Origin of the sequence: Bradyrhizobium sp. 35 (genome assembly GCF_023073215.1) — a bacterium.
Lineage (GTDB): Bacteria > Pseudomonadota > Alphaproteobacteria > Rhizobiales > Xanthobacteraceae > Bradyrhizobium > Bradyrhizobium canariense_D.
Genome location: NZ_JADPJC010000157.1, coordinates 206,635 through 229,104, shown reverse-complemented (window position 1 = coordinate 229,104; position 22,470 = coordinate 206,635). Strand labels below are relative to the sequence as shown.

At 63.9% G+C, this 22,470-nt stretch carries 23 protein-coding genes; 14 read left to right on the top strand and 9 right to left on the bottom strand.

Annotated elements, in window-relative coordinates:
* Positions 1-5: 5 nt before the first annotated feature.
* The 3 genes from IVB36_RS33405 to IVB36_RS33395 all read right to left on the bottom strand — a co-directional run bounded on the left by IVB36_RS33405 (position 6) and on the right by IVB36_RS33395 (position 2,129).
* The gene (locus IVB36_RS33405; RefSeq protein WP_018458601.1) at positions 6-1,022 is read right to left on the bottom strand and encodes a xanthine dehydrogenase family protein subunit M; all 1,017 of its coding nucleotides are present in this window, start codon (positions 1,020-1,022) and stop codon (positions 6-8) included.
* On the bottom strand, positions 1,019-1,510 hold the full coding sequence (locus tag IVB36_RS33400; RefSeq protein ID WP_018458602.1) for a (2Fe-2S)-binding protein: 492 nt from the start codon (positions 1,508-1,510) through the stop codon (positions 1,019-1,021). Before IVB36_RS33400 ends, IVB36_RS33405 begins: the two co-directional genes overlap by 4 nt.
* 139 nt (positions 1,511-1,649) lie before the next feature.
* Positions 1,650-2,129 carry an Lrp/AsnC family transcriptional regulator gene (locus IVB36_RS33395; protein ID WP_018458603.1) on the bottom strand — a complete coding sequence of 160 codons (480 nt, stop codon included), beginning with the start codon at positions 2,127-2,129 and terminating at the stop codon, positions 1,650-1,652.
* A 134-nt stretch (positions 2,130-2,263) separates the two neighbouring features.
* Here IVB36_RS33395 and ald point away from each other — a divergent pair, with 134 nt between their 5' ends.
* Positions 2,264-3,379: an alanine dehydrogenase gene (ald, locus tag IVB36_RS33390; protein ID WP_247394461.1), complete on the top strand. Its 1,116-nt coding sequence runs from the start codon at positions 2,264-2,266 to the stop codon at positions 3,377-3,379.
* Positions 3,380-3,388: 9 nt separating this feature from the next.
* Here the strand turns inward: ald and IVB36_RS33385 are convergent, their stop codons facing one another.
* Positions 3,389-4,024 (bottom strand): DsbA family protein, encoded by a 636-nt coding sequence (locus IVB36_RS33385; RefSeq protein WP_247394457.1) that lies wholly within the window; start codon positions 4,022-4,024, stop codon positions 3,389-3,391.
* A 201-nt stretch (positions 4,025-4,225) separates the two neighbouring features.
* On the opposite strand from IVB36_RS33385, the gene IVB36_RS33380 reads away from it, so the two are divergent.
* Positions 4,226-4,444 carry a hypothetical protein gene (locus tag IVB36_RS33380; protein WP_007593267.1) on the top strand — a complete coding sequence of 73 codons (219 nt, stop codon included), beginning with the start codon at positions 4,226-4,228 and terminating at the stop codon, positions 4,442-4,444.
* A 149-nt stretch (positions 4,445-4,593) separates the two neighbouring features.
* Complete coding sequence (locus IVB36_RS33375; RefSeq protein ID WP_085352331.1) at positions 4,594-5,652, top strand: putative sulfate exporter family transporter; 1,059 nt, start codon at positions 4,594-4,596, stop codon at positions 5,650-5,652.
* A 74-nt stretch (positions 5,653-5,726) separates the two neighbouring features.
* Here the strand turns inward: IVB36_RS33375 and IVB36_RS33370 are convergent, their stop codons facing one another.
* The 5 genes from IVB36_RS33370 to IVB36_RS33350 all read right to left on the bottom strand — a co-directional run bounded on the left by IVB36_RS33370 (position 5,727) and on the right by IVB36_RS33350 (position 10,371).
* A complete protein-coding gene (locus IVB36_RS33370) occupies positions 5,727-6,599 on the bottom strand; it encodes an ABC transporter ATP-binding protein (protein ID WP_026233618.1) in 873 nt (290 codons plus the stop codon).
* Positions 6,596-7,432, bottom strand: coding sequence for an ABC transporter permease (locus IVB36_RS33365; RefSeq protein WP_162496367.1), 837 nt, complete (start codon positions 7,430-7,432; stop codon positions 6,596-6,598). The genes IVB36_RS33370 and IVB36_RS33365 overlap by 4 nt, the downstream gene beginning before the upstream one ends.
* 68 nt (positions 7,433-7,500) lie before the next feature.
* A complete protein-coding gene (locus IVB36_RS33360; protein ID WP_162496366.1) occupies positions 7,501-8,922 on the bottom strand; it encodes an ABC transporter substrate-binding protein in 1,422 nt (473 codons plus the stop codon).
* Between the two features lie 181 nt (positions 8,923-9,103).
* Positions 9,104-9,880 carry a Crp/Fnr family transcriptional regulator gene (locus tag IVB36_RS33355; RefSeq protein WP_198293387.1) on the bottom strand — a complete coding sequence of 259 codons (777 nt, stop codon included), beginning with the start codon at positions 9,878-9,880 and terminating at the stop codon, positions 9,104-9,106.
* A gap of 194 nt (positions 9,881-10,074) precedes the next feature.
* Entirely contained in the window at positions 10,075-10,371 is a 297-nt protein-coding gene (locus IVB36_RS33350) for a gamma-butyrobetaine hydroxylase-like domain-containing protein (protein ID WP_018458611.1), read from the bottom strand.
* Between the two features lie 209 nt (positions 10,372-10,580).
* Here IVB36_RS33350 and IVB36_RS33345 point away from each other — a divergent pair, with 209 nt between their 5' ends.
* The 11 genes from IVB36_RS33345 (at position 10,581) to IVB36_RS33295 (ending at position 22,468) form a co-directional block, all read left to right on the top strand.
* Positions 10,581-11,354 (top strand): ferredoxin--NADP reductase, encoded by a 774-nt coding sequence (locus tag IVB36_RS33345; protein WP_018458612.1) that lies wholly within the window; start codon positions 10,581-10,583, stop codon positions 11,352-11,354.
* Between the two features lie 104 nt (positions 11,355-11,458).
* A complete protein-coding gene (locus IVB36_RS33340) occupies positions 11,459-13,201 on the top strand; it encodes a fumarate reductase/succinate dehydrogenase flavoprotein subunit (protein ID WP_247394453.1) in 1,743 nt (580 codons plus the stop codon).
* A 28-nt stretch (positions 13,202-13,229) separates the two neighbouring features.
* Positions 13,230-13,463 (top strand): ferredoxin family protein, encoded by a 234-nt coding sequence (locus IVB36_RS33335; protein ID WP_007593252.1) that lies wholly within the window; start codon positions 13,230-13,232, stop codon positions 13,461-13,463.
* Between the two features lie 2 nt (positions 13,464-13,465).
* Positions 13,466-14,443 carry a HEAT repeat domain-containing protein gene (locus IVB36_RS33330; RefSeq protein WP_247394450.1) on the top strand — a complete coding sequence of 326 codons (978 nt, stop codon included), beginning with the start codon at positions 13,466-13,468 and terminating at the stop codon, positions 14,441-14,443.
* 111 nt (positions 14,444-14,554) lie between these two features.
* Positions 14,555-15,727: a fumarylacetoacetate hydrolase family protein gene (locus IVB36_RS33325; RefSeq protein ID WP_026233621.1), complete on the top strand. Its 1,173-nt coding sequence runs from the start codon at positions 14,555-14,557 to the stop codon at positions 15,725-15,727.
* 446 nt (positions 15,728-16,173) lie between these two features.
* Positions 16,174-17,139 carry a galactofuranose ABC transporter, galactofuranose-binding protein YtfQ gene (gene ytfQ, locus IVB36_RS33320; protein ID WP_018458617.1) on the top strand — a complete coding sequence of 322 codons (966 nt, stop codon included), beginning with the start codon at positions 16,174-16,176 and terminating at the stop codon, positions 17,137-17,139.
* Positions 17,140-17,258: 119 nt separating this feature from the next.
* A complete protein-coding gene (locus IVB36_RS33315) occupies positions 17,259-18,803 on the top strand; it encodes a sugar ABC transporter ATP-binding protein (protein ID WP_085352337.1) in 1,545 nt (514 codons plus the stop codon).
* Positions 18,800-19,792 carry an ABC transporter permease gene (locus IVB36_RS33310; protein WP_018458619.1) on the top strand — a complete coding sequence of 331 codons (993 nt, stop codon included), beginning with the start codon at positions 18,800-18,802 and terminating at the stop codon, positions 19,790-19,792. Before IVB36_RS33315 ends, IVB36_RS33310 begins: the two co-directional genes overlap by 4 nt.
* Positions 19,789-20,769, top strand: coding sequence for a galactofuranose ABC transporter, permease protein YjfF (gene yjfF / locus IVB36_RS33305; protein ID WP_247394447.1), 981 nt, complete (start codon positions 19,789-19,791; stop codon positions 20,767-20,769). The genes IVB36_RS33310 and yjfF overlap by 4 nt, the downstream gene beginning before the upstream one ends.
* The gene (locus tag IVB36_RS33300; RefSeq protein ID WP_018458621.1) at positions 20,766-21,545 is read left to right on the top strand and encodes a FadR/GntR family transcriptional regulator; all 780 of its coding nucleotides are present in this window, start codon (positions 20,766-20,768) and stop codon (positions 21,543-21,545) included. Before yjfF ends, IVB36_RS33300 begins: the two co-directional genes overlap by 4 nt.
* Positions 21,542-22,468 (top strand): Gfo/Idh/MocA family oxidoreductase, encoded by a 927-nt coding sequence (locus IVB36_RS33295; RefSeq protein ID WP_247394444.1) that lies wholly within the window; start codon positions 21,542-21,544, stop codon positions 22,466-22,468. The genes IVB36_RS33300 and IVB36_RS33295 overlap by 4 nt, the downstream gene beginning before the upstream one ends.
* The last annotated feature ends 2 nt before the right edge of the window (positions 22,469-22,470 follow it).

Sequence of the window (22,470 nt, the reverse complement as noted above, 5' to 3'; positions counted from 1 at the left end):
GGTCCTCACGCGATCTTCTTGTGCGCCTGAGATTGCGGCGTGGCGTTCGCCGCCTGTGTCAGCGTCCGCACGATGGCGCGGCGTGCGAGCTCGACCTTGAAGCCGTTATGTGAGCGGGCTGTTGCTCCCTGGAGCAAGAGATCCGCGGCGTGCGAGAAGTGATCGGGCGTTGCGGCCTGGCCGCGCAACGTAGCTTCGGCCTCGAGGCTGCGCCAAGGCTTGTGAGCCACGCCGCCGACCGCCACGCGTGCCCCGCTGATCGCGTTGCCCTCCAATTCGAGCGCGGCGGCAACCGAGACCAAAGCAAAAGCATAAGACATCCGGTCGCGAATTTTTAGATAGCTGTAGTTTTGAGCAAAGCCGCGCGGCGGAAGCTCAATCCCGGTGATGATCTCGCCGGTGCCGAGATTGGTATCGACATGAGGCTTGTCGCCGGGCAGCCGATGGAGATCGGTCAGCGCGATGGTGCGTTCGCCGGAGGGACCCGCGATGTGCACGAGCGCATCGAGCGCGGCGAGCGCCACGCTCATGTCGGATGGATTGGTCGCGATGCAGGCGGCGCTCGTGCCCAGGATCCCATGGTTGCGGTTCAGCCCGTCCATTGCCGAGCAGCCGCTGCCGGGATGTCGCTTGTTGCACGGCGTGGCCGTGTCATAGAAATAAGCGCAGCGCGTTCGTTGCATCAGATTGCCGCCGACCGATGCCATGTTGCGCAGTTGCGCCGAGGCGCCGGCCAGGATGGCGCTGGCGAGCAGGGGATAGCGCTGCTCGATCAATGGATGATAGGCGAGGTCCGAGTTCGGCACCAAGGCGCCGATGCGCAAGGACCCGTCGGGCGTCTCTTCGACCTTGCGGAGCGGCAGGCGGGAAATGTCGATCAGCCGGGAGGGGCGCTCGACATTCTCTTTCATCAGGTCGATCAGATTGGTGCCGCCGGCAATCAGTTTGGCGCCGGGACCGGCGGCGAGCAAGCGGATGGCGTCGGCGACATCAGTGGCTCGAGCGTACTGGAAGTTGTTCATGGCTGGCCCATTGCCTGCTGGATGGCGGCGACGATGTTTGGATAGGCGCCGCAGCGGCAAAGGTTTCCGCTCATCAGCTCCCGGATCTCGTCGGTATCTTTGGCACGGCCTTCGGCGAGCAGTCCGGCCGCCGAGCATATCTGTCCCGGCGTGCAATAGCCGCACTGGAAGGCGTCATGGTCGATGAACGCCTGTTGCAGGGGATGCAGCGCGCCATCCTTGGCAAGACCTTCGACAGTCGTGATCTCCGCGCCGTCCTTCATGACGGCGAGCGTGAGACAGGAATTGACGCGCCGGCCGTCCACCAGCACCGTGCAGGCGCCGCACTGACCATGGTCGCAGCCCTTCTTGGTGCCGCTCAGTGCAAGATGGTCCCGCAAGGCATCGAGCAATGTGGTCCATGGCACGAGATCGAGCGTGTGACTGACGCCGTTGACGACAAGATGGATCGGAATGCGTTCGGAAATCTGATGCGTGACATCGCCCATGTCCTGCTCCCTGCGACGGCGACCGTGCCGGACGTCAGCCGTGTTGACGCGGGGGCACGCCTCCGCCGGCCAATAGCGCCCAACGGACCACCGACCGGTTGGTTCCTTGCCAGCAGTTCGCCTTTCCGAGAGGTTGCGGTCAGCGCTTTGCTTCGCCGAACACCACATTCGGCACGGCGCGGTCGACAACTTCGCGCAGCGCGAAGCTCGATTGTACCCTCGCGACGCGCGGCAGGCGCGACAGCTCCATGCGGTGGATGCGCTCGAAATCCTGGATATCGCGGGCGAGCACGATCAGGATGTAGTCGTCGGTCCCCGACATCAGGAAGCAGCGCACGACGGACGGGCATTTCACCACCTCCGCCTCGAACGCCTTCAGCGCCTCATCGCTCTGGCTTTCCAGCGCGATACGGACCAGCACCGTGGTGGTGAGGCCGAACTGCGCGAGGTCGAGCGTGGCCTGATAGCCCTGGATATAGCCGTCGTCTTGCAGCGCCTTCTGCCGCCGCGCGAGCGCGGTGCTTGATAGCCCGACCTTGTGCGCGAGCTCGGTGTGACTGGCCCGCGCGTTGGTCGTGAGCTCCGCGAGGATGGCGAGATCTTTCCTGTCGAGGGCCAAGGTTTCGTTTCCAGCGTGAAAGGGCGTTTGCGCGCCGGAAACCGGCGCAGGGAGGCCAAAGCTAGCGGATATTTGCACGAAACCAAACAGGGCACGTCGCTACGATCATGAGGTGAATCACAAGGAGGCCCGGGATGCGCGTCGGTGTGCCCAAGGAAATCAAAGTGCAGGAATATCGCGTCGGGCTCACCCCGGGTGCGGTCCGCGAATATGTCGCCGCGGGGCACGAGGTGACGGTCGAGACCGGTGCGGGCGGCGGCATCGGCGCCTCCGACGAAGACTACCGGCGGGCAGGGGCCACCATTGCCGAGAGCGCGCGCGACATCTTCGCGAAGTCCGACATGATCGTGAAGGTGAAGGAGCCGCAGACAAGCGAGTGGCCCCAGCTCCGCGAAGGCCAGATCCTGTTTACTTACCTTCATCTTGCGCCGGATCCCGAACAGGCCAGGGGTTTGCTCGCCTCCGGCTGTACTGCGATCGCCTATGAAACCGTCACCGACGCGGCCGGTCACCTCCCCCTGCTTGCGCCGATGAGCGAAGTCGCCGGCCGCCTCGCTATCGAGGCCGCCGGCGCCGCGCTCAAGCGCTCCGCTGGCGGTCGCGGGCTGCTGCTGGGCGGTGTCCCTGGCGTGCAGCCGGCGCGGGTCGTCGTGCTCGGCGGCGGCGTGGTGGGAACGCAAGCCGCGCGCATGGCCGCGGGCCTTGGCGCCGAAGTCACCGTGATCGACCGCTCCATTCCAAGGTTGCGGGAGCTTGATGATCTCTTTGTCGGACGCGTGCGCACCCGCTTCTCCACCATCGAGTCGGTCGAGGAGGAGGTGTTCGCCGCCGACGTCGTGATCGGCGCGGTACTGGTGCCGGGCGCGAGTGCGCCCAAGCTCGTCACGCGTGCGATGCTGACATCGATGCGCCCAGGCGCCGTGCTGGTCGACGTCGCGATCGATCAGGGCGGCTGCTTCGAGACCTCGCACCCGACCACGCATGCCGATCCGACCTATCTTGTCGACGGCATCGTGCATTATTGCGTGGCCAATATGCCCGGCGCGGTGCCGGTGACGTCGAGCCAGGCGCTGAACAACGCGACGCTGCCGTTCGGCTTGATGCTCGCGAACAAGGGGTTTGCTGCTGTGCTGGAAAATCCACATCTGCGCAACGGACTGAATGTGCATCGCGGCCGTATCACCAACAAGGCGGTGGCGGAGAGCCTCGGGCTGGAGTTCGCTCCGGTGGAGAGCGGGCTAGCGGCGTAGCGTTGCTGCTCATGCCGGCTTGCGATGGCGGCTGCCGAGAGCTGCCTCGATCGTCCCGGGCTTCTCGATGCGTTCGATCAACATGTCGATGCGGTCGCCGCCCCAAAACAGCTCGCCGTTGAACACCATGGTCGGCACGCCGAACACGCCGAGCACTTCGGCCTTGTCGATGATGCGGTCATGCTCGGCGCGTGCGGGGCCATGGACGTAGGCTTCGAACTCGCTGGCCGAGCCACCGCAGGACGTGATGACGTCCGTGATTGCGGCGAGATCGTCGATCTCGAGCTCATGGCTCCAGAACCGACGAAACACCGTGTCGTGATACGGACGGAAGAAGCGGTGCTGTTGGGCGAACAGCATGCCGACGCTGGAATAGAACGCGTCGTAGATCCGCCGGGGCCCTTTCATGATGAGCCCTTGCGCATTGACATAGCGCCGGGCGTCCATATAGGCGTAGCGCACCTTGCGCCAGAAATGCGGCGTGCGCTGTTCCACGGTCCCCATGAATTCGGCAACGCGCAGCGTATAGGGCAGCCATTCGAGCTCGACGCCGTGCGTCTCCTGCAGTTCGAATAGGCGCTTGTTGGCCACGAACGCGTAGGGGCTCTTGTAGTCGGTGTAGACGCGCACGCGGGGGTTTGGCATTGGCAGATTCCTTTCATACGCGCGGCGCTACCTACTCGCCGTGGCGCCGGTGCTCAAATAGGCCGGAAGAAGAAAACTATTGCCCCGGGTCCGTCCGGCGGAAGGAGTTTCCTCTTCGGGAGGCAAAAAAGCCAATCGCTTCCATTGCTGTTTGGGGCCGAAACGACGACATTTCCATCAGAAATTGATGGATTGACTGCTATGGAACGCACCAGGTTTGAGCCTTTCGGCGAGCAATTGGTGTCCGCAACGGACACCCAGCCGCGCTCGCGCGGGTCAAAGCTGCTGCTGCGGGTCGGCACCGGGCTGTTCTGGTCGCTGGTCGCCGGTATCGTGCTGGCGCGCGCGGCCTTCTTCGAGCCCGGCGTCTATGACGGCTTCAGCCGCGTCGCCTCGCTGGCCAAGAGCCTGATCTTCTAAGGCGCGCCTGATCTTCCAACGGGCGCCTGATCTTCCGAGCCAGATTATTCCGGATTGAGGATAGAACTTCCCTCGGCCCTGATATGTCGAAAACTTATTTCCCAATCGGATGGCGCTGCGTATAAATCCTTCTCCTTGGGGAGAGATTTGTGTCGCAGAATCAAGCATCCAGCCCGGCCGACGCCAAGCGGACCACGGCCATCAGCCGCATCGTCGCGCTGATTCCCGGGATCCTCCTCTGCATCGCCGTGGCCGGCGTTTCGGCCCTGCTCGAACGGGCGGAATTGGGCATCTTCGAACATCCCTATGTCGAGGCGCTGGTGATGGCGATCTTGCTCGGCATGGCTGTGCGCAGCTTTTGGAAGCCCGCGCCGCGCTGGCAGTCCGGCATCGCCTTCAGCGCCAAGCAGCTGCTCGAAGTCGCCGTCATGCTGCTGGGGGCCTCGATCAGCTTCGCTGCTATCGCGGCGTCCGGCGTCGCGCTGTTGGCCTCGATCGCGGCCGTCGTTGTGGTCGCGCTCTGCGTTTCCTTCGGCATCAGCCGGCTGCTTGGTCTCTCGACGCGGCTCTCGATCCTGATCGCCTGCGGGAACTCGATCTGCGGCAATTCGGCGATTGCGGCGGTGGCGCCGATCATCGGCGCCAACAATGACGAGATCGCATCCTCGATCTCCTTCACCGCGATCCTCGGCGTGATGATGGTGCTCGGCCTGCCGCTGCTAATTCCGCTGCTGCAGCTATCGGCTACGCAATACGGCATCCTTGCAGGCCTCACTGTCTATGCCGTGCCGCAGGTGCTGGCTGCGACGGTGCCGGCGGGACTCGTCTCGACGCAGATCGGCACGCTCGTCAAGCTGATGCGCGTGCTGATGCTCGGGCCGGTGGTCGTCGGCCTCTCGCTGACGGCGTCGCGCTGGCACAGCGATGCCAAGAAGACCAATGTCGGCTTCTTCCGCCTGGTCCCGTGGTTCATCCTCGGCTTCCTTGCGCTGGCGACCTTGCGCTCGCTCGAGATCGTGCCGTCCACGGTGATTGCCCCGATCACGCGGATCACGGGTTTTCTCACGGTGGTATCGATGGCCGCGCTTGGCCTCGGCGTCGATGTGAAGGTGCTTGCCAATGTCGGGGGACGGGTGACGGCGGCCGTGACCTTGTCGCTACTGCTGCTGCTCGGCATTAGCATCGCGCTGGTGCACTGGTTCAAGTAAGGCAAGCTGCTGCGCATACTCCACTTCCTTCTCCCACAAGGGGAGAAGGAAGTCAGCGCGCAAGTCGAGGATCCCTAAATCACATCCGCGAGCGAATGCCCGTGCAGCTCGATGTTCAGCCCCTGCATGCCCATGTCGTTGAGCTCGCCGCCCATCGCCTTGATGCTCTCCTCGCGGATCAGCGACATCAGTCCGCGGCGCAATGCCAGGAATTCCGACGACATCATCATCGACTGCTGCCGCGGCCGCTCCAGCGGGATCGGAATCTCCGCCTTGATCGAGCCGGGGCGTGCGGTCATGCAGTAGACACGGTCGGACAGGAAGATCGCCTCGTCGATGTCGTGGGTGACGAACAGCACCGAGATCTTCAGCCGCTGCCACATGTTGGTGAGGATCTGCTGCATGATGACCCGGGTCTGCGCGTCGAGCGCGCCGAAGGGTTCGTCGAGCAGCAACACTTTGGGTCCCGTCGCGAGCGCGCGGACGATGCCAACGCGCTGCTTCATGCCACCTGAGAGTTTCTCGGGGTAATGCTTTTCGAAGGCTTCGAGGCCCGCGAGTCCCAGCAGCGTGCGGGCGGCGCGCTCGCGCTGCGAGCGCGGCATGCCGCGCATCTTCAGGCCGAACTCGACGTTCTCCCGCACGGTCTTCCAGGGAAACAGCGAATATTGCTGAAACACCATGCCGCGCTCCGCGCTGGGGCCGTTCACCTTCTCGCCGTCGACGGTGACGATGCCCGTGGTCGGCTTGAGGAAGCCGGCAACCGCGTTGAGCAGCGTCGACTTTCCGCAGCCGGAGGGCCCGACGATCGAGACGAACTCGCCAGGCTTCACATGAATCTGCGTATCGGCGACGGCTTCGACCGGCCCCTCGATGCTGTCGTAGCTGAGGGAGAAGTTCTTGACCTCGATATGGCCCTGCGGTGCCTTGACAACGATCTCACTCATCTTGACCTCCACGGCATCACCAATTGTCCGGCGCCTCGGATCAACATGCTCGATCCGAGGCCAAGCACGCCGATCGCGATCATGCCGAGCGCGATGTCGGCATACTGGACCAGCGAATAGGCCTCCCAGGTGAAATAGCCGATGCCGTACTGTCCGGAGATCATCTCGGCAGCGATCAGCGACACCCAGGCCACGCCCATGCCGACGGTGAGGCCGGTGAAGATGTGCGGGAGCGAGGCCGGAAAATACACATCGCGGAAGATCGAGCGCTCCCGCGCGCCGAGACATTGCGCGGCACGCACCAGCACGGGATCGACCAGCGACATGCCGTGCAGCGTGTTGACCAGGATCGGGAAGAACGATCCGAGGAACGTGATGTAGACGATGCTCTGCTCGTTGGTCGGCCACAGCATGATGGCCATCGGCACCCAGGCAATCGCCGGGATCGGCCGCAGCACCTCCGCTACTGGGAAGATGATCTCGTGGATCAGCTTGAAGCGGCCCATGATCAGGCCGAGCGGCACCGCGACGATCGCCGCGAGCGAGAAACCGAAGAAGATGCGACGGCAGCTCAAGAGGACGTGCAGCAGGAATTTCGGATCGTGGATCGCCTTGGTGAAGCTCGCATAGACGGCGAGCGGTGAGGGCACGTTGGTGAAGCGCACGAAGAACACGACGCGATAGGTTGTCAGCAGGTGCCAGACCAGCAGAAAGGTGACCAGGGAGATGATGCCAATCGCGGTCGCACGCAGCCCGCCGCGGTTGAGCCGGTACCAGCGCAGTGCGAGCGTGCCGAAGGAGGGTGGAGATGCAGGTGGAGTGGAGGCGGGCATGGCGCTTGCCTCCGCGATTGCACTTGCCGGCATGCTGTCCTCGGAATGTCTGCGGAGGGCGGGACTGCTCACGTCTTACCCCCGCCGACCGCCGCCTTCACCGCGTCGTCGAAGCCGAGCACCTTGCCGCTGATCTTGGCGGCATAGGCTTCGGCGTCCTTTTTCAACAGGAACGGCGCAACCTCGCCATTGCCGACCGCGAAGAAAGCCTGGTCGGCGAACAGCTTGATGCCGCGGGTTGTATCGAAAACGTAGGCGACGTTGATCTTCTTGCCCTTGGCTTTGTAGTCGGCATATGCCCCGAGCGTGCAGCTGGCTGACGAGAAGGGCACGATGCCTGAATCGTCGACCCAGACCTCGCCGGCCTTGCGCGGATCGGCGATCGGTTTCTTGCAGAAGGAATCGTCGCCGGAGATCTCGTAGTTCTTGGTGCTCGCAAGCTGCGCGTCATAGTCGAGCTTCATCTCGGCATAGGCTTTGCGGATGTAGCTGTCGTCGACCCATTTCTTCGGGTCGAACTCCTTCATCCGGCCGAGGTTCTGCAGCACCTTGACGTCGGCCGTGGCAGCGTCGATCAGCGCCGGCTTGATCGAGGGATCGGTCGTCATGTTGCCGCTGGGGCCGAGAAAGATATAGACGACCTCCTTGCTGATGCCGGTCCATTCCTGGATCTTCTCGGCGGCGAGCTTGGGATCGTCGCGCAGCCATTGATTGGCGGCGATCACCGCCTTGAAGTAGGCGACGACGACTTCGGGATATTTTTCGGCGAAATCGGTTCGCACCACGATGCCGTGGAAAGTCGGGAGATTGGTCTCGACGCCGTCGAAGATCTTTCGCGCAAAACCGCGGAACGGCAGCAACTCGGCGAACGGAACGAAGTCGGCATGCGCGTCGATCTTCTTCTCCTGGAGATTGGTCGAGCCGACCTCCGGACTCTGGCTCACCAGCTGGAAGAAATCCGATGCATAGCCGCGGTCCTGCATCGCCTTCAACACCATGCCGTGTGCGGCCGAGCCGAACGGCACGCTCACGAGCTTGCCCTTGAGATCGGCGAGATCGTAGTAGGGCGAATCCTTGTGAACGACGATGCCGTTGCCGGAGCCCGACAGGCTGTAGGCGGCGATGCCGATCAGCCGGCTCTTGCTCTCGGGATTGCTGTCAAAAGTGAAGCCGTTCACGATCAGCGGATAGTCGCCCATCATGCCGATCTGCAGCTTGTTGGCCATCATCGCGTTGGTGACGGGCGGGCCGGAGGTGAAGTTCTGCCACTCCAGCTCGAACTTGATGTTGGCGTATTTGCCGTCTTTCGGCAGATATTTTTCGAGGAGATGGAGCTGGCGGATGACGACGCCGGCGGTCACCGTGTTGGTCGTGGTGTCCTGCGTTCCGATGCCCAGCGTGACGGTTTCCGCCGCGGCCGGCTGCGCGAGGAGAAGCGCCAGCGACGTCACCGACATCGCGATCGAGAGCGTGGGAAGATGGCGGACCATTCTCATCCTCATTCGGTTGGATGTGCTGTGGTTGCCATGATTGGGTGAGGGCGTGGGCAGGGCAAATCCGGAATGAGCGCCACAGTCGATTAGTTGCCGGGAAAAGTTGATTGCATACTCCTTGGGCAGTCCTGCACTATTAAGCCGCTTGCATGGGCACCGGCCCTGGTCGCAAGCTCGGTCAGTCGGCCGCCTGCCCTCGCATCTCTTCCAGCACGTCGGACCGGCAGACCACGATCTGCGAGCGCTTGGTCAGCACGATTCCCTTTTCCTGCATGCGCTTCAGGCTGATCGTGACCCATTGCCTGGTGGCACCGACCATGTGGGCGATATCGGCATGGGTGAAGGCGGCCGCGATCACCCGGCCGTCGGCGTCATCGACGCCATAGAGGTCGACGAGATGCAGCAACAGATGCGCAAGGCGCTGTGTGATCGAGCGCGTTCCCAACATCTGGGCCAGCGCCGAATAGCACTTGCCCTTGAAGGTCAGGCCTTCGATCAGGCCGATCGCGAGGTTCGGGATCTCGACCGCAAGGGATCGTAGCTCCTTTCCGGGCAGATGCACCACGCTGCAATTGCTGGATGCAACGCCGGACCATTGATGCACGGTGCCTTCGAACACTTCCGGCCCGCCGACGAAATTGCCGACATGCCAATAGGCCAGCGTGATCTCGCGGCCGAGCGGAGAGGTGTAGAACACCCGGATCCGGCCGCTCTCGATCAGCCAGATACCGTCATGCTTGCCACCCTGGCTGAACAGCGTCTGGCCACGGTTGAGCACTTTTCGGCGGCCCTGCTTCAGCACCAGCTCCCGCTCGCGCTGGCTGAGCTTGTCCATCAAGGGCGGCGGTCCGCCGATCCATTGCTGGTTCTCGGTGAGCAGCAGCGAGGAACCGCCGGTAGGCCGGACCGTTGCGGGAACCGTCCCGCGAACCACATTGGCCGCCGCCTGCAACATCATCTGCCTCCGGAACGTTCAAACCGTTCTAAAGAGGAGCAATGTCCGTGCCAGATTCACTCCGCTGTCATCGCCCGGCTTGACCGGGCGATCCAGTATTCCAGAGACGTCAATGGGCTATCGAGAAGCCGCGGCGTACTGGTTCCCGCCTTCGCGGGGAATGACAGCGAAGCTTGGAAGACGACCTGTGGCGTCTACCGCCCCACCAGGCTCAGCAAATACGGCTTCGGGTAAATCCCCCGATTGTGCCCATCCGAAAACGAGATGTTCAGCCCGTAACCGAGATCGCCGATCTCGGTGATCGCGATGCCTGGAAACCGCTCGGGAAAGCGGCCGTCGAAGCGGGCGCGGGTGCAGTGGGCGCATTTGCAGGAGAGGCGGAGCGTTTCCGCCGCCAAGTCCAGCGTGTCGTCCTGAGCGGTGCGGACGCGGAGCGTCGCGAGGTCGGCGCTTGCTTCGTAATCTGCCACGGTCGGTCCCACCAAGGTCATGACGTGTCTCCGACCCTTCTCTACCTTGCCGCAGCACTGCCGCGATAGCAACTAATTGCCAGGCGCAGGGTGCGCGGCGCTGATCGTCGCTGCCTGCTGTTCGATCATCGCCCACGAAATGTGAAACTAATCGACCGGCAATTTCAGTTCGGCGTTGCCGGATTCCTGTCTCTCCGAAACCTTGTGCGCAATCGAGATCAGGAGAGACAATGAGTGCATTTCAGAGGGAAACGGTCCTGTCGGTCAGGCACTGGACCGATAGCCTGTTCAGCTTCACCGCGACGCGCGATCCGGGCTTCCGCTTCCAGAACGGCCAGTTCGCGATGATCGGGTTGGAAGTCGAGGGCAAGCCGTTGCTGCGGGCCTACAGCATGGCGAGCGCCAATCACGAGGAGGCGCTCGAGTTCTTCTCGATCAAGGTACAGGACGGTCCGCTGACCTCACGCCTTCAGAAGATCAGGGAGGGAGACGTCATCCTGGTCGGCCGCAAGGCCACGGGCACGCTGATCACGGGCAATCTCATTCCCGGCAAACGCCTGTTGCTGCTCTCGACCGGAACGGGACTCGCGCCGTTCGCCAGCCTGATCAAGGACCCCGACGTCTACGAGAATTATGAAACCATCGTGCTCGCCCATGGCTGCCGCCAGGTCTCCGAGCTCTCCTATGGCGAGCACCTCGTGGAAGGCCTGCGAGATCACGAGTTCTTCGGGCCGCTTATCCGTGACAAGCTCGTCTACTACCCGACCGTCACCCGCGAGCCGTTCAGGAATCGCGGCCGCATCTCCGACCTGATCGCGTCGAACCAGCTCTTCGACGATATCGGGCAGTCGGGACTCGACATCGAGACCGACCGCATCATGCTGTGCGGCAGCCCGGCGATGTTGGAGGAACTTCCCGCGATGCTTTCTGCGCGCGGCTTTGTCGAGGGCAATCACAGCCGGCCCGGCCATTTCGTGATCGAAAAGGCCTTTGTCGAGCGCTGAGGCGCAAATCGCAGCCCGGCGACAACTAATTGCTATCGCCGGGACGCCTGCTGAACAAATCTGATGCAAAGGCGCCGGATCTGCCGGCGGACCAGGAGCAAGCGATGTCACTAGATCAGATCGTCGACGGACTTTCGGAGGTTTCCTGCGACGTGCTCGTTATCGGCGGCGGCACTGCCGGCCCGATGGCGGCGTTGAAGGCGAAGCTGAAGAATCCGAAGGCCAACGTCGTCCTGCTCGAAAAGGCGAACGTCAAGCGCTCCGGAGCGATCTCGATGGGCATGGACGGCTTAAACAATGCCGTCATTCCCGGCTACGCGACGCCGGAGCAGTACACCAAGGAAATCACCATCGCCAATGACGGCATCGTCGATCAGAAGGCGGTCTACAAATACGCGCAGAACTGCTACTCGATCATCGAGGAACTCGACAGTTTCGGCATCCGCTTCCTGAAGAACGAGAACGGCGACTACGCCGTCAAGAAGGTGCACCACATCGGCACCTACGTGCTGCCGATGCCGAACGGCGAGACCGTGAAGAAGGCGCTGTATCGCCAGCTCCGGCGTGCCCGCATCCTGATCTCCAACCGCTATATGGCGACGCGGCTGCTCAAATCCGCCGATGGCCGCATCGCCGGCGCGATCAGCGTCAACGCCCGCACCGCCGAGATGCTGGTGATCAAGGCCAAGGCCGTCATCCTGTGCATGGGCGCCGCCGGCCGTCTCGGCCTGCCGACCTCGGGCTACATGTTCGGCACCTACGAGAACGCGGCCAATTCCGGCGACGGCTATTCCATGGCCTATCACGCCGGTGCAGCACTGGCGAACCTCGAATGCTATCAGATCAATCCGCTAATCAAGGACTATAACGGCCCGGCCTGCGCCTACGTCGCCGGTCCCTTCGGCGCCTTCACCGCCAACAACGAGGGATCGCGCTTCATCGAATGCGATTACTGGTCCGGCCAGATGATGCTGGAGTTCTACAACGAGCTGTTGTCCGGGAAGGGCCCGGTGTTTCTCCAGCTCAAGCATCTTCACCCCGACACCATCTCGGAGATCGAATCGACGCTGCACAAGGTCGAACGTCCCACGCGCGGCCTGTTCCAGCAGGGGCGCGGGGTCGACTACCGCAGCGAGTCGATCGAGATGCACATCTCCGAGATCGGCTTCTGCTCCGGTCACAGCGCGTCGGGCGTGTTCGTCGACGACAACGCGCGCACCACCGTCCCGGGCCTCTATGCCGCCGGCGACATGGCGAGCGTGCCGCACAACTACATGCTCGGCGCCTTCACCAACGGTTCGGTCGCCGGCGTCGACGCGATGGAGTTTGCGGACAATCACGACTTCGCGGAATTCGACGCGGCTGAGGTCGCCCGCGAACGTGACCGCGTCATGGCGCCGACCAAACGCGAGGACGGTATTCCGCCGAACCAGATCGAGTACAAGACGCGGCGTCTCGTCAATGACTATCTCCAGCCGCCGAAAGTCACGCGCAAATACGAGCTCGGCATGCGCCGGCTCGCTGAAGCGAGGGAAGACATGCAGGAGCGCATGATCGCGCGCAATGCGCACGAACTGCTCCGCGCGCTCGAAGTCCAGTCGATCATGGATTGCGCGGACATGGCTGTGCATGCCTCGCTCTACCGCGAAGAAAGCCGTTGGGGCCTCTATCACTGGCGGACGGATTTCCCGGAGAAGGACAACGAGAACTGGTTCTGCCACACGTTGCTCAGCAAGCAGGATGGCAAGATGACCAGCGAGAAGCGTGCCGTGGAGCCCTATATCGTACCGATCGCCGACGATGAGAAGGATCTCTACGACAAGCAGCGCATCCGCGCGACAGCCTGACCCGCCGCACAAATACAGGAGACATACGATGCCTCTCGCTTCCTATCAGACATCGGTTCCGGTGGTCGTCGATGACGCCAAATGCATCGCGGACAAGGGCTGCACGGTGTGCGTCGACGTCTGTCCGCTCGACGTACTGCGTATCAGCGATATGACCAACAAGGCCTACATGGCCTATGACGAATGCTGGTACTGCATGCCCTGCGAGGCGGATTGCCCGACCGGCGCCGTCACCGTCAACATTCCTTATCTCCTGAGGTAGCCATGTCGAGCCCGTTCGAATCCTACGACGATCTCGAAGACGCCGACGAGCGGCTCCAGGCTACCGATCCAGGGGAGCGCCGCGTCGCGATCATCGCGCTCGGCCATTCCGGCGATCCCGCCGCCGTCGGCCATCTCGCCAAAATGGTCGCCGATCCTGATGCCGGCGTCCGCCAGCAGGTCGCGATGGCGCTCGGCGAGTTCGACGGGCCGGAGGCCGCGGCTGCGCTGGTGAAGCTGCTCGTCGATCCTGAACGAATCGTTGCGTCCGCCGCGGCCGACAGCATGGCGGAGTTCAAGGATCCGGCTTGCGCCGAGATCATCCTGCCGCTGGTCAAGCATGCCCACGCCTTCGTCCGCATGGGCGCGTTGCGTGCGCTGAAGGAGCTGCGCTGCAAGGACACACTGAAACCGGCGCTGGAAGCGCTCCAGGATTCCGATGCCGCCGTGCGGGTGCAGGCGATCGGCGTGATCGGGTTCCTCAAGCTGGAGGAATCAATTCCGGCGCTGACCGCGCTGATCAACGATCCCGACGCGCATGTGCGCCGTGCCGCCGTCAGCGCGCTCGCCTTCTCGCAGATGAAGCCCGCGGCCGAGATGATCACGCGCGCGTTGAAGGATTCGGACTGGATGGTGCGGGAGATGGCCGCGGAAACGCTGGGCCTCAACGTCAACGGATCGATTGCCGCCGACCAGCTCATCGCTTCGCTCAGTGACGAGTTCTGGCAGGTGCGGCTGAAGGCAATCCGCAGCCTTGGCCGAATGAAAATCGAGCGCGCGGTGCGCCCGATCGGCAACTGCGTGAACCATGAGCAGGCCAATCTGCGGAAAGAGGCGGCGGCTGCGCTTGGCGAGATCGCCCACCACGACGGCGAAGCGTTCCTTGCCGTCATCGCCGACGATCCCGATCCCGAGGTGCGCAAGAACGCGCGCTGGGCGCTTCAGCAGATTGCGGCCCGAAAAGCGCGGGCGGGGGCATAGAAGCGCGGCGGGCTGCCGCGCTGGACTTCCCGTCCCAGACGTTTATTGGTCTTCGCCAATGTGATAGGCCTCCGCGAGCGAGGCCGATCCGAAAAGAGCGAGGATACGCCCATGACGACATTGACGGTAAAGGACCTTCTTCCCGAGGACGGCACGCGGGGAACGCTCGTCGGCCGCGTCTGGCTGCCGCAGGCGAATGGCCCGGCCGTGGTCGCCGTGCGCGGCGATGGTGTGTTCGACGTCACCGCAAAATTCCCGACCGTCAGCGCACTCTGCGAGGAAGACAATCCGGCGAAGGCGCTTGCCGCGACCAAGGGCGAGCGCATCGGCGATCTCGAGGCCATCGTCGCCAACACGCCTCCCGATCAGCGCGATCCGAAAAAACCGTGGTTGCTTGCGCCCGTCGATCTCCAGACGCTGAAGGCGGCCGGCGTCACCTTTGCCATCTCGATGCTGGAGCGCGTGATCGAGGAGCGGGCAAAGGGCAATCCGGCCTCGGCCGAAGCGATCCGGAAGGAAGTGACCCGGCTGATCGGCGACGATCTGTCGAAGCTCAAGCCGGGCTCGGACAAGGCGATGCACCTGAAGCAGGTGCTGATCGACCAGAACGCCTGGAGCCAATATCTCGAGGTCGGCATTGGCCCCGATGCCGAGGTCTTCACCAAGGCGCCGACCTTGTCGTCGGTCGGCACCGGCATGGATGCGGGGCTGCATCCGAAGTCGACCTGGAACAACCCCGAGCCGGAGCTGGTGCTGTTCGTCTCGAGCCGCGGCACGATCGTCGGTGGCGCCCTCGGCAACGACGTCAATCTGCGCGACTTCGAGGGCCGTTCGGCACTGCTGTTGTCGAAGGCCAAAGACAACAACGCCTCGTGCTCCATCGGCCCGCTGCTGCGCCTGTTCGACGACAGCTTTACCCTCGACGACGCCCGCAAGCTCGACATCAGCCTGAACGTCAAGGGGCAGGACGGTTTCGTCCTCGACGGCCATTCCTCGATCAGCATGATCAGCCGCGATCCGACCGATCTGGTCGAGCAGACCATCGGCAAGGTGCACCAATATCCCGATGGCTTCGTGCTGTTCCTCGGGACCATGTTCGCGCCGGTTAAGGATCGCGACGCGCCGGGACAGGGGTTCACCCACAAACGCGACGACATCGTCACGATCTCGGCGCCCCAGCTCGGCAAACTCGTCAACCGCATGCGGGCCAGCGACGAATGCGAGCCCTGGACGTTCGGCATCGGCGCGCTGATGAAGAATCTCGCGCAGCGCAAGCTGATCTAGCTCACTGCACGCCGGATGTGGGGGACTCTCCACGAGTCGCTTTGCCTCGATCGACGCAGAAACTCTCTCCCCACCGTCATTGCGAGCGCAGCGAAGCAATCCAGAATCCCTCCCCGGAAAGACTCAGGATTGCTTCGCTGCGCTCGCGGTGATTGGGGGGAGGGGTTGCGGGTTCGCCTTTCACCATCCTCCTAGACAGTGTCTTCGCCCCAACTGCCGCATCATTTCGTTCATCTCCGCGTTGCATCCGTGGAATAAAATCGCGCTGCGCGTGACATAGAAGTCGCTCATCCGCTCGCGCGCGCTTTCCCCCTCAATAGTCAAATAATATGACTAGTCGGAACCAAACTTCCGTGAAATAGTCCCTCCCGCCACCTCAAAGGTCGGCCTGTGGGTGCGATGCTACCAATCGGCGCCCCCGGATAACATTTTGGGAGACACGCCTGATGATCGTCAAAGCCCTCTTTGCGGCCAGCGCGACGGCCGCGTTGCTGCTCGCGCTGCCGGCGAATGCCGCCGAGCTCACCATTGGCTTCTCGCAGATCGGATCGGAATCCGGCTGGCGCGCGGCCGAGACCTCGGTCTCCAAGCAGGAGGCCACCAAGCGCAAGGTCAATCTCAAGATCGCCGACGCGCAGCAGAAGCAGGAGAACCAGATCAAGGCGATCCGCTCCTTCATCGCGCAGAATGTCGATGCGATCTTCCTCGCGCCCGTCGTCTCAACCGGCTGGGACTCGGTGCTGAAGGAAGCCAAGGAGGCCAAGATCCCGGTCGTGCTGCTCGACCGCGACATCGATCCCTCCGGCAAGGAGCTCTATCTCACCGCCGTGACCTCCGACAGCGTTCACGAAGGCGAGGTCGCGGGTGACTGGCTGGCGAAGACCGTCGGCGCCAAGGCCTGCAACATCGTCGAATTGCAGGGCACGGTCGGCGCGAGCGTCGCCGCCAACCGCAAGAAGGGGTTTGACACCGCTATCGCCAAGCATGCGAACCTGAAAGTGGTGCGCAGCCAGACCGGCGACTTCACCCGCGCCAAGGGCAAGGAAGTGATGGAAAGCTTCATCAAGGCCGAAGGTGGCGGCAAGTCGATCTGCGCGGTCTATGCGCACAACGACGACATGATGGTCGGCGCGATCCAGGCGATGAAGGAAGCCGGGCTCAAGCCGGGCAAGGAGATTCTCACCGTCTCGATCGATGCAGTCCCCGACATCTTCAAGGCGATGGTCGCCGGCGAAGCCAATGCCACGGTCGAGCTGACGCCGAACATGGCAGGCCCCGCTCTCGATGCCATCGCGGCCTTCAAGGACAAGGGTACCGTTCCGCCGAAATGGATCCAGACGGAATCCAAGCTCTACACCGCCACCGATGATCCGCAGAAGATCTACGACAGCAAGAAGGGCCTCGGTTACTGAGGCGAGAGTGTCGCCGGACGGCCGTGCTTCGGCAGTCCGGCGATCCCGCTCGAAACCGCTGCGCGAACGAACAGGCTCCGTGTCCGCATTGTCAGCGGGCGCCCTTGGGAGTGAATGTCATGGAGAACAGCCAGGATTCCGCTGCTTCCCTGCTGGAGGTGCGTGGGATCAGCAAGAGCTTTGGCGCCGTGCGTGCGTTGCAGGAGGTCGACTTCACGCTTCGCGCCGGCGAGATCCATGCGCTGCTTGGTGAGAACGGCGCGGGCAAGTCCACGCTGATCAAGGTCGTCACGGGCGTATTTCCGCGCGATGCCGGCATCGTCAGACTGGGCGGCGAAGAGGTCGCGCCGCGCTCGGCCAAGGCGGCGGTTCAGGCCGGCATTGCGACGGTCTACCAGGAAGTCAATTTGCTGCCGAATCTCTCGGTGGCGCAGAACCTGTTCCTGGACCGGCAGCCGACGCGCTTCGGCGTCGTGCGCGAGGGCGAGATGCGACGGCGCGCGAAGTCGCTGCTCGCGGATTTCGGTCTCGACATCGACGTATCAGCGCCGCTTGGCAATTACTCGGTAGCGATCCAGCATGTCACCGCGATCGCGCGCGCCGTCGATCTCTCCGCGCGCGTGCTGATCCTGGACGAGCCGACCGCGAGCCTCGACCGCCATGAGGTCGAGATCCTCTTTCGCATCATGCGTCAGCTTGCCAAGCGCGGCATTGGCATCGTCTTCGTCAGCCATTTCCTCGACCAGGTCTACGAGATCTCCGATCGAATCACCGTTTTGCGAAATGGTCGCCTTGTCGGCGAGCGCGAGACCGCGTCGCTGTCGCGGCTCGAGCTGATCCGGATGATGCTCGGCCGCGAACTGGCCGAGACCACCAGCGCGCGGGCCGCGACGCGCGACCATCAGGCCCGCGAAGTCTGCGCAAGCTTCGAGAATTATGGCAAATCAGGCTATGTCGCGCCGTTCAATCTCCAGCTGCGCCATGGCGAGGTCGTCGGCCTCGCCGGCCTGCTCGGTTCGGGCCGGACCGAGACGGCGCGGCTGGTGTTCGGCGCCGAGCGCGCCGATGGCGGGCAGGCGAGGGTGGAAGGCGCGCCTGTCCGGCTTCACTCGCCGCGCGACGGCGTGCGCCACGGCTTTGGCTATTGCCCTGAGGAGCGCAAGACCGACGGCATCGTCGCCGAGCTCACCGTGCGCGAGAACATCGTGCTCGCGCTCCAGGCCAAGCGCGGTCTACATCGGCCGCTGTCGCGACGCGAGCAGGACGAGATCGCAAGCCGTTACGTCAAGATGCTCGACGTTCGCCCGCCCGATCCGGAGCGTCCCGTTGGCCTGCTGTCCGGCGGCAATCAGCAGAAGGTCCTGCTGGCACGGTGGCTTGCGACCTCGCCACGGCTGCTCGTGCTGGACGAGCCGACCCGCGGCATCGACGTCGGCGCGCATGCCGAGATCATCCGCCTGATACGCGAGCTCTGCGACGACGGACTTGCGCTGCTCGTGATTTCCTCCGAGCTCGACGAGATCGTGACCTATTCCGACCGCGTGGTGGTGCTGCGCGACCGCGCTCATGTCGAGGAGCTCGCCGGCGAGGCCATCGACGTCGGCAGCATTCTCGCCGCGATCGCCGCCGATGGGGCCAGTGTCGCGCATGAGGGCAGGGCATGACCGCGCTGTTGCCGCGCCGCGGCCTTGCCCAGATCCTCGCGTTGATCGTCATCCTGGCGGTCGATCGCGTGGTATCGCCGCAATTCTTCGATCTGCGCCTCCAGGACGGCCGGCTGTTCGGCAGCCTGATCGACGTGCTCAACCGCGGCACGCCGGTGGCGCTGCTCTCGCTCGGCATGGTCCTGGTGATCGCGACGCGCGGCATCGATCTGTCAGTTGGCGCTGTGATGGCGATCTCGGGCGCGATCGCGGCGAGCCTCGCCGACAACCACAGTCTGGTCGTGGTGCTGGCGGCTGCGCTCGGCACCGGCCTGATCTGCGGGTTGTGGAACGGATTTCTCGTCGCGGTGCTCGGCATGCAGCCGATCGTGGCGACCCTTATCCTGATGGTTGCGGGGCGCGGCATCGCCCAGCTCATTACCGAGGGCCGCATCGTGACCTTCTCCTCGCCCGATCTGGTCTGGCTCGGCAACGGCTCCATCCTCGGCGTGCCGGTGCCGGTCGCGATTGCGCTGGGCATGCTGATCCTCACCGGCGCGGTGGTGCGCGGCTCGGCACTCGGATTGCTGATCGAGGCCACGGGCGGCAATGCGCGGGCAAGCGAACTCGCCGGCGTCGGCACGCGCGCGATGATTTTGGCGGTCTATGTCTGGTGCGGCGTTTGCGCTGCGCTTGCCGGCGTCATCGCGGCGGCCGACATCATGGGGGCGGATGCCAACAATGCCGGCCTCTGGCTCGAGCTCGACGCCATCCTCGCGGTGGTGATCGGCGGCACCTCGCTGTTCGGCGGCCGCTTCAGTCTCGTGCTGGCCGTACTTGGCGCGCTGATCATCCAGACCATGAACACCGGCATTCTGCTGTCGGGCTATCCGCCGGAGTTCAATTTGCTGGTCAAGGCGGTGGTGGTGCTCGCCGTGCTGCTGCTGCAATCGCCGAAGCTGTCCGGCTTTGCCGGCGTCGTGACGCGGCTGCGGAGGACCAAGGCATGAAAGGCCTGCCGCCCGTCCTCATTACCGCGGTCGTGCTCGTCGCGGGATTTGCGCTCTGCGCGATGCAGTTTCCCAACATCGCTTCCACTCGCGTGGTCGGCAATCTCCTGACCGACAATGCCTTCCTCGGCATCGTCGCGACCGGTATGACCTTCGTCATCATTTCCGGTGGCATCGATCTCTCCGTCGGCTCGGTAATCGGCTTCACCACGGTGTTCGTCGCGCTGGCGATCGAGCGCTGGGGAATGCCGCCCCTGGTCGCCTTCGTCGCCATTCTCGCGCTCTCGGCCGCCTTCGGAGCGGCGATGGGCGCGGTGATCCATGTCTTCGATTTGCCGCCTTTCATCGTGACGCTCGCCGGCATGTTCTTGGCCCGGGGTGCCAGCTTCCTGCTCTCGACGGAATCGGTGCCGATCACGGCACCGGTCTATTCCACCGTGTCGGACTTCGCACTGCGACTACCCGGCGGTGGACGGCTGACGGCGGTCGCGATCATCATGCTTGCGATCGTGATCGGCGGCGCATTGCTGCTGCAGCTCACCCGGTTCGGCGCCAATGTCTATGCGCTCGGCGGCAGCCGGGCGACCGCGAGCCTGATGGGCGTCGCCGTCGGCAGGATGACGGTGAAGATCTACATGCTATCGAGCCTGCTCGCCGGCATCGCCGGCATCGTCTTCTCCTTCTACACCAGCGCCGGCTACTCGCTGTCCGCCGTCGGCGTCGAGCTCGACACCATCGCGGCCGTCGTGATCGGCGGCACGCTGCTCACGGGCGGTCAGGGCTCGGTGATCGGCACCTTCCTCGGCGTGTTGATCCAGGGCATGATTCAGACCTACATCAATTTCGACGGGACACTGTCGAGCTGGTGGACCAAGATCGCGACCGGCGTGCTGCTGTTCGCCTTCATCGCCTTGCAACAAGGATTGGTCGCGCTCGCGCGCCGGCCTGTGGCAAAGCGCGCGGGAGCAGTCTCATGACCACCTCGCGCATCCTCGTCATCCCGACGCGCCGGGCGCACTCCAATCACGCGGAGGTGGCCCGTTCGATCGGCGTTGACATCATTGCCGGCCGCTACGCGGAGGGAACGCGCCTGCCTGGCGATGCCGAAATGATTGCGATGTTCGGGGTGTCGCGGCCGGTATTGCGGGAGAGCGTGAAGACGCTGGTCGCCAAGGGTCTGCTCACCACCAAGGCCCGCGTCGGCACTGTCGTGCGCGAACGCGTCGCCTGGAACATGTTCGACGCCGACGTGCTGGCCTGGCACCTGGACGCCGGGATCGACAAGCGTTTCCTCAACGACCTGGCCGAGATCCGCCTCGCGGTCGAGCCGCGCGCGGCGATGTTGGCGGCGGCGCAGCGGTCGGAGCAGGATCTATCCGAGCTTCGGCGCTGCATGGAGCGGATGCGACTTGAAGCCTCCGACTCCGTTGGCTTCGCCGATGCCGACCTCGCGCTCCACGTCGCCGTGGCGCGCGCCTCCGGAAATCTGTTCATGCGCTCGATCGGGCACGTCATCGAGGCTGCGTTGCGCGCCTCATTCCTGCTCAGCGCACCGGTCGAACCGGAGGACCGCGACACCGTTCTGCTCTGGCATCAGAAGATCGTCGATGCCATCGCCGCCGGTGATGCCACGACTGCGTCGGAGGCGATGGTCTACGTCATTCACAACGGCATGCGCCGCCACGAGGGTACAGTGATCGAGACTGTACCGGCCGAAGCGCTGCCGTCCGCGGAAGCTGGAGAAACATCGTGACTGAACTTCGCATCGCCATCGTCGGCTTCGGCAAGATCGCGCGGGACCAGCATGTCGGCGCCATTGCAGCGGTTCCCGGCGCGACGCTGGCCGCCCTTGCCAGCCGCAATGCCTCGTTCCCGGATCTGCCGCATTTCGCGACCATCGAGGAGCTGCTGGAAAAAGGTCCGCCGATCGACGCGGTGTCGCTCTGCACGCCGCCTCAAGTGCGCCGCGCCCAGGCGGTCGCAGCGCTGAGGGCCGGCAAGCACGTCATGCTGGAGAAGCCGCCCGGCGCCGGCGTTGCCGAGCTCGATCCGCTGATCGCGATGGCGGGTGAAACCAAGCGAACGCTGTTTGCGACCTGGCATTCGCGCCATGCGCCGGCAGTCGAGCCGGCGCGCGAGTGGCTCGCCGCGCGCCGCATCCGTTCCGTGCACGTCAACTGGAAAGAGGACGTCCGCGTCTGGCATCCCGGGCAGGCATGGATCTGGGAGCCGGGCGGGCTCGGGGTGTTCGATCCCGGCATCAATGCGCTGTCGATCCTGACCAGGATCCTGCCGAAGCCCGTGTTCGTCAACGCGGCCGAGCTCGCCTTCCCCGCCAATTGCCAGGCGCCGATCGCCGCGAAGCTGACGCTGACCGACATCGACGGCCTACCTGTGACCGCCGAGTTCGACTTCCGCCAGACCGGGCCGCAGAGCTGGGATATCCTCGTCGAAACCGACCAGGGCCGGATGACGCTATCACGCGGCGGCCGGATCATGGCGATCGACGGCAAGACCGTTGCCGAGGCGCCCGATGAGGAATATCGGGAGCTTTACCGGCACTTCGTCGCGCTCGCCGCGACAGGCGCGAGCGACGTCGATTTGGCGCCGCTTCGTCTCGTCGCGGACGCCTTCCTGCTCGGCAGGCGCACGATCGTCGAACCGTTTGTGGGTTGATC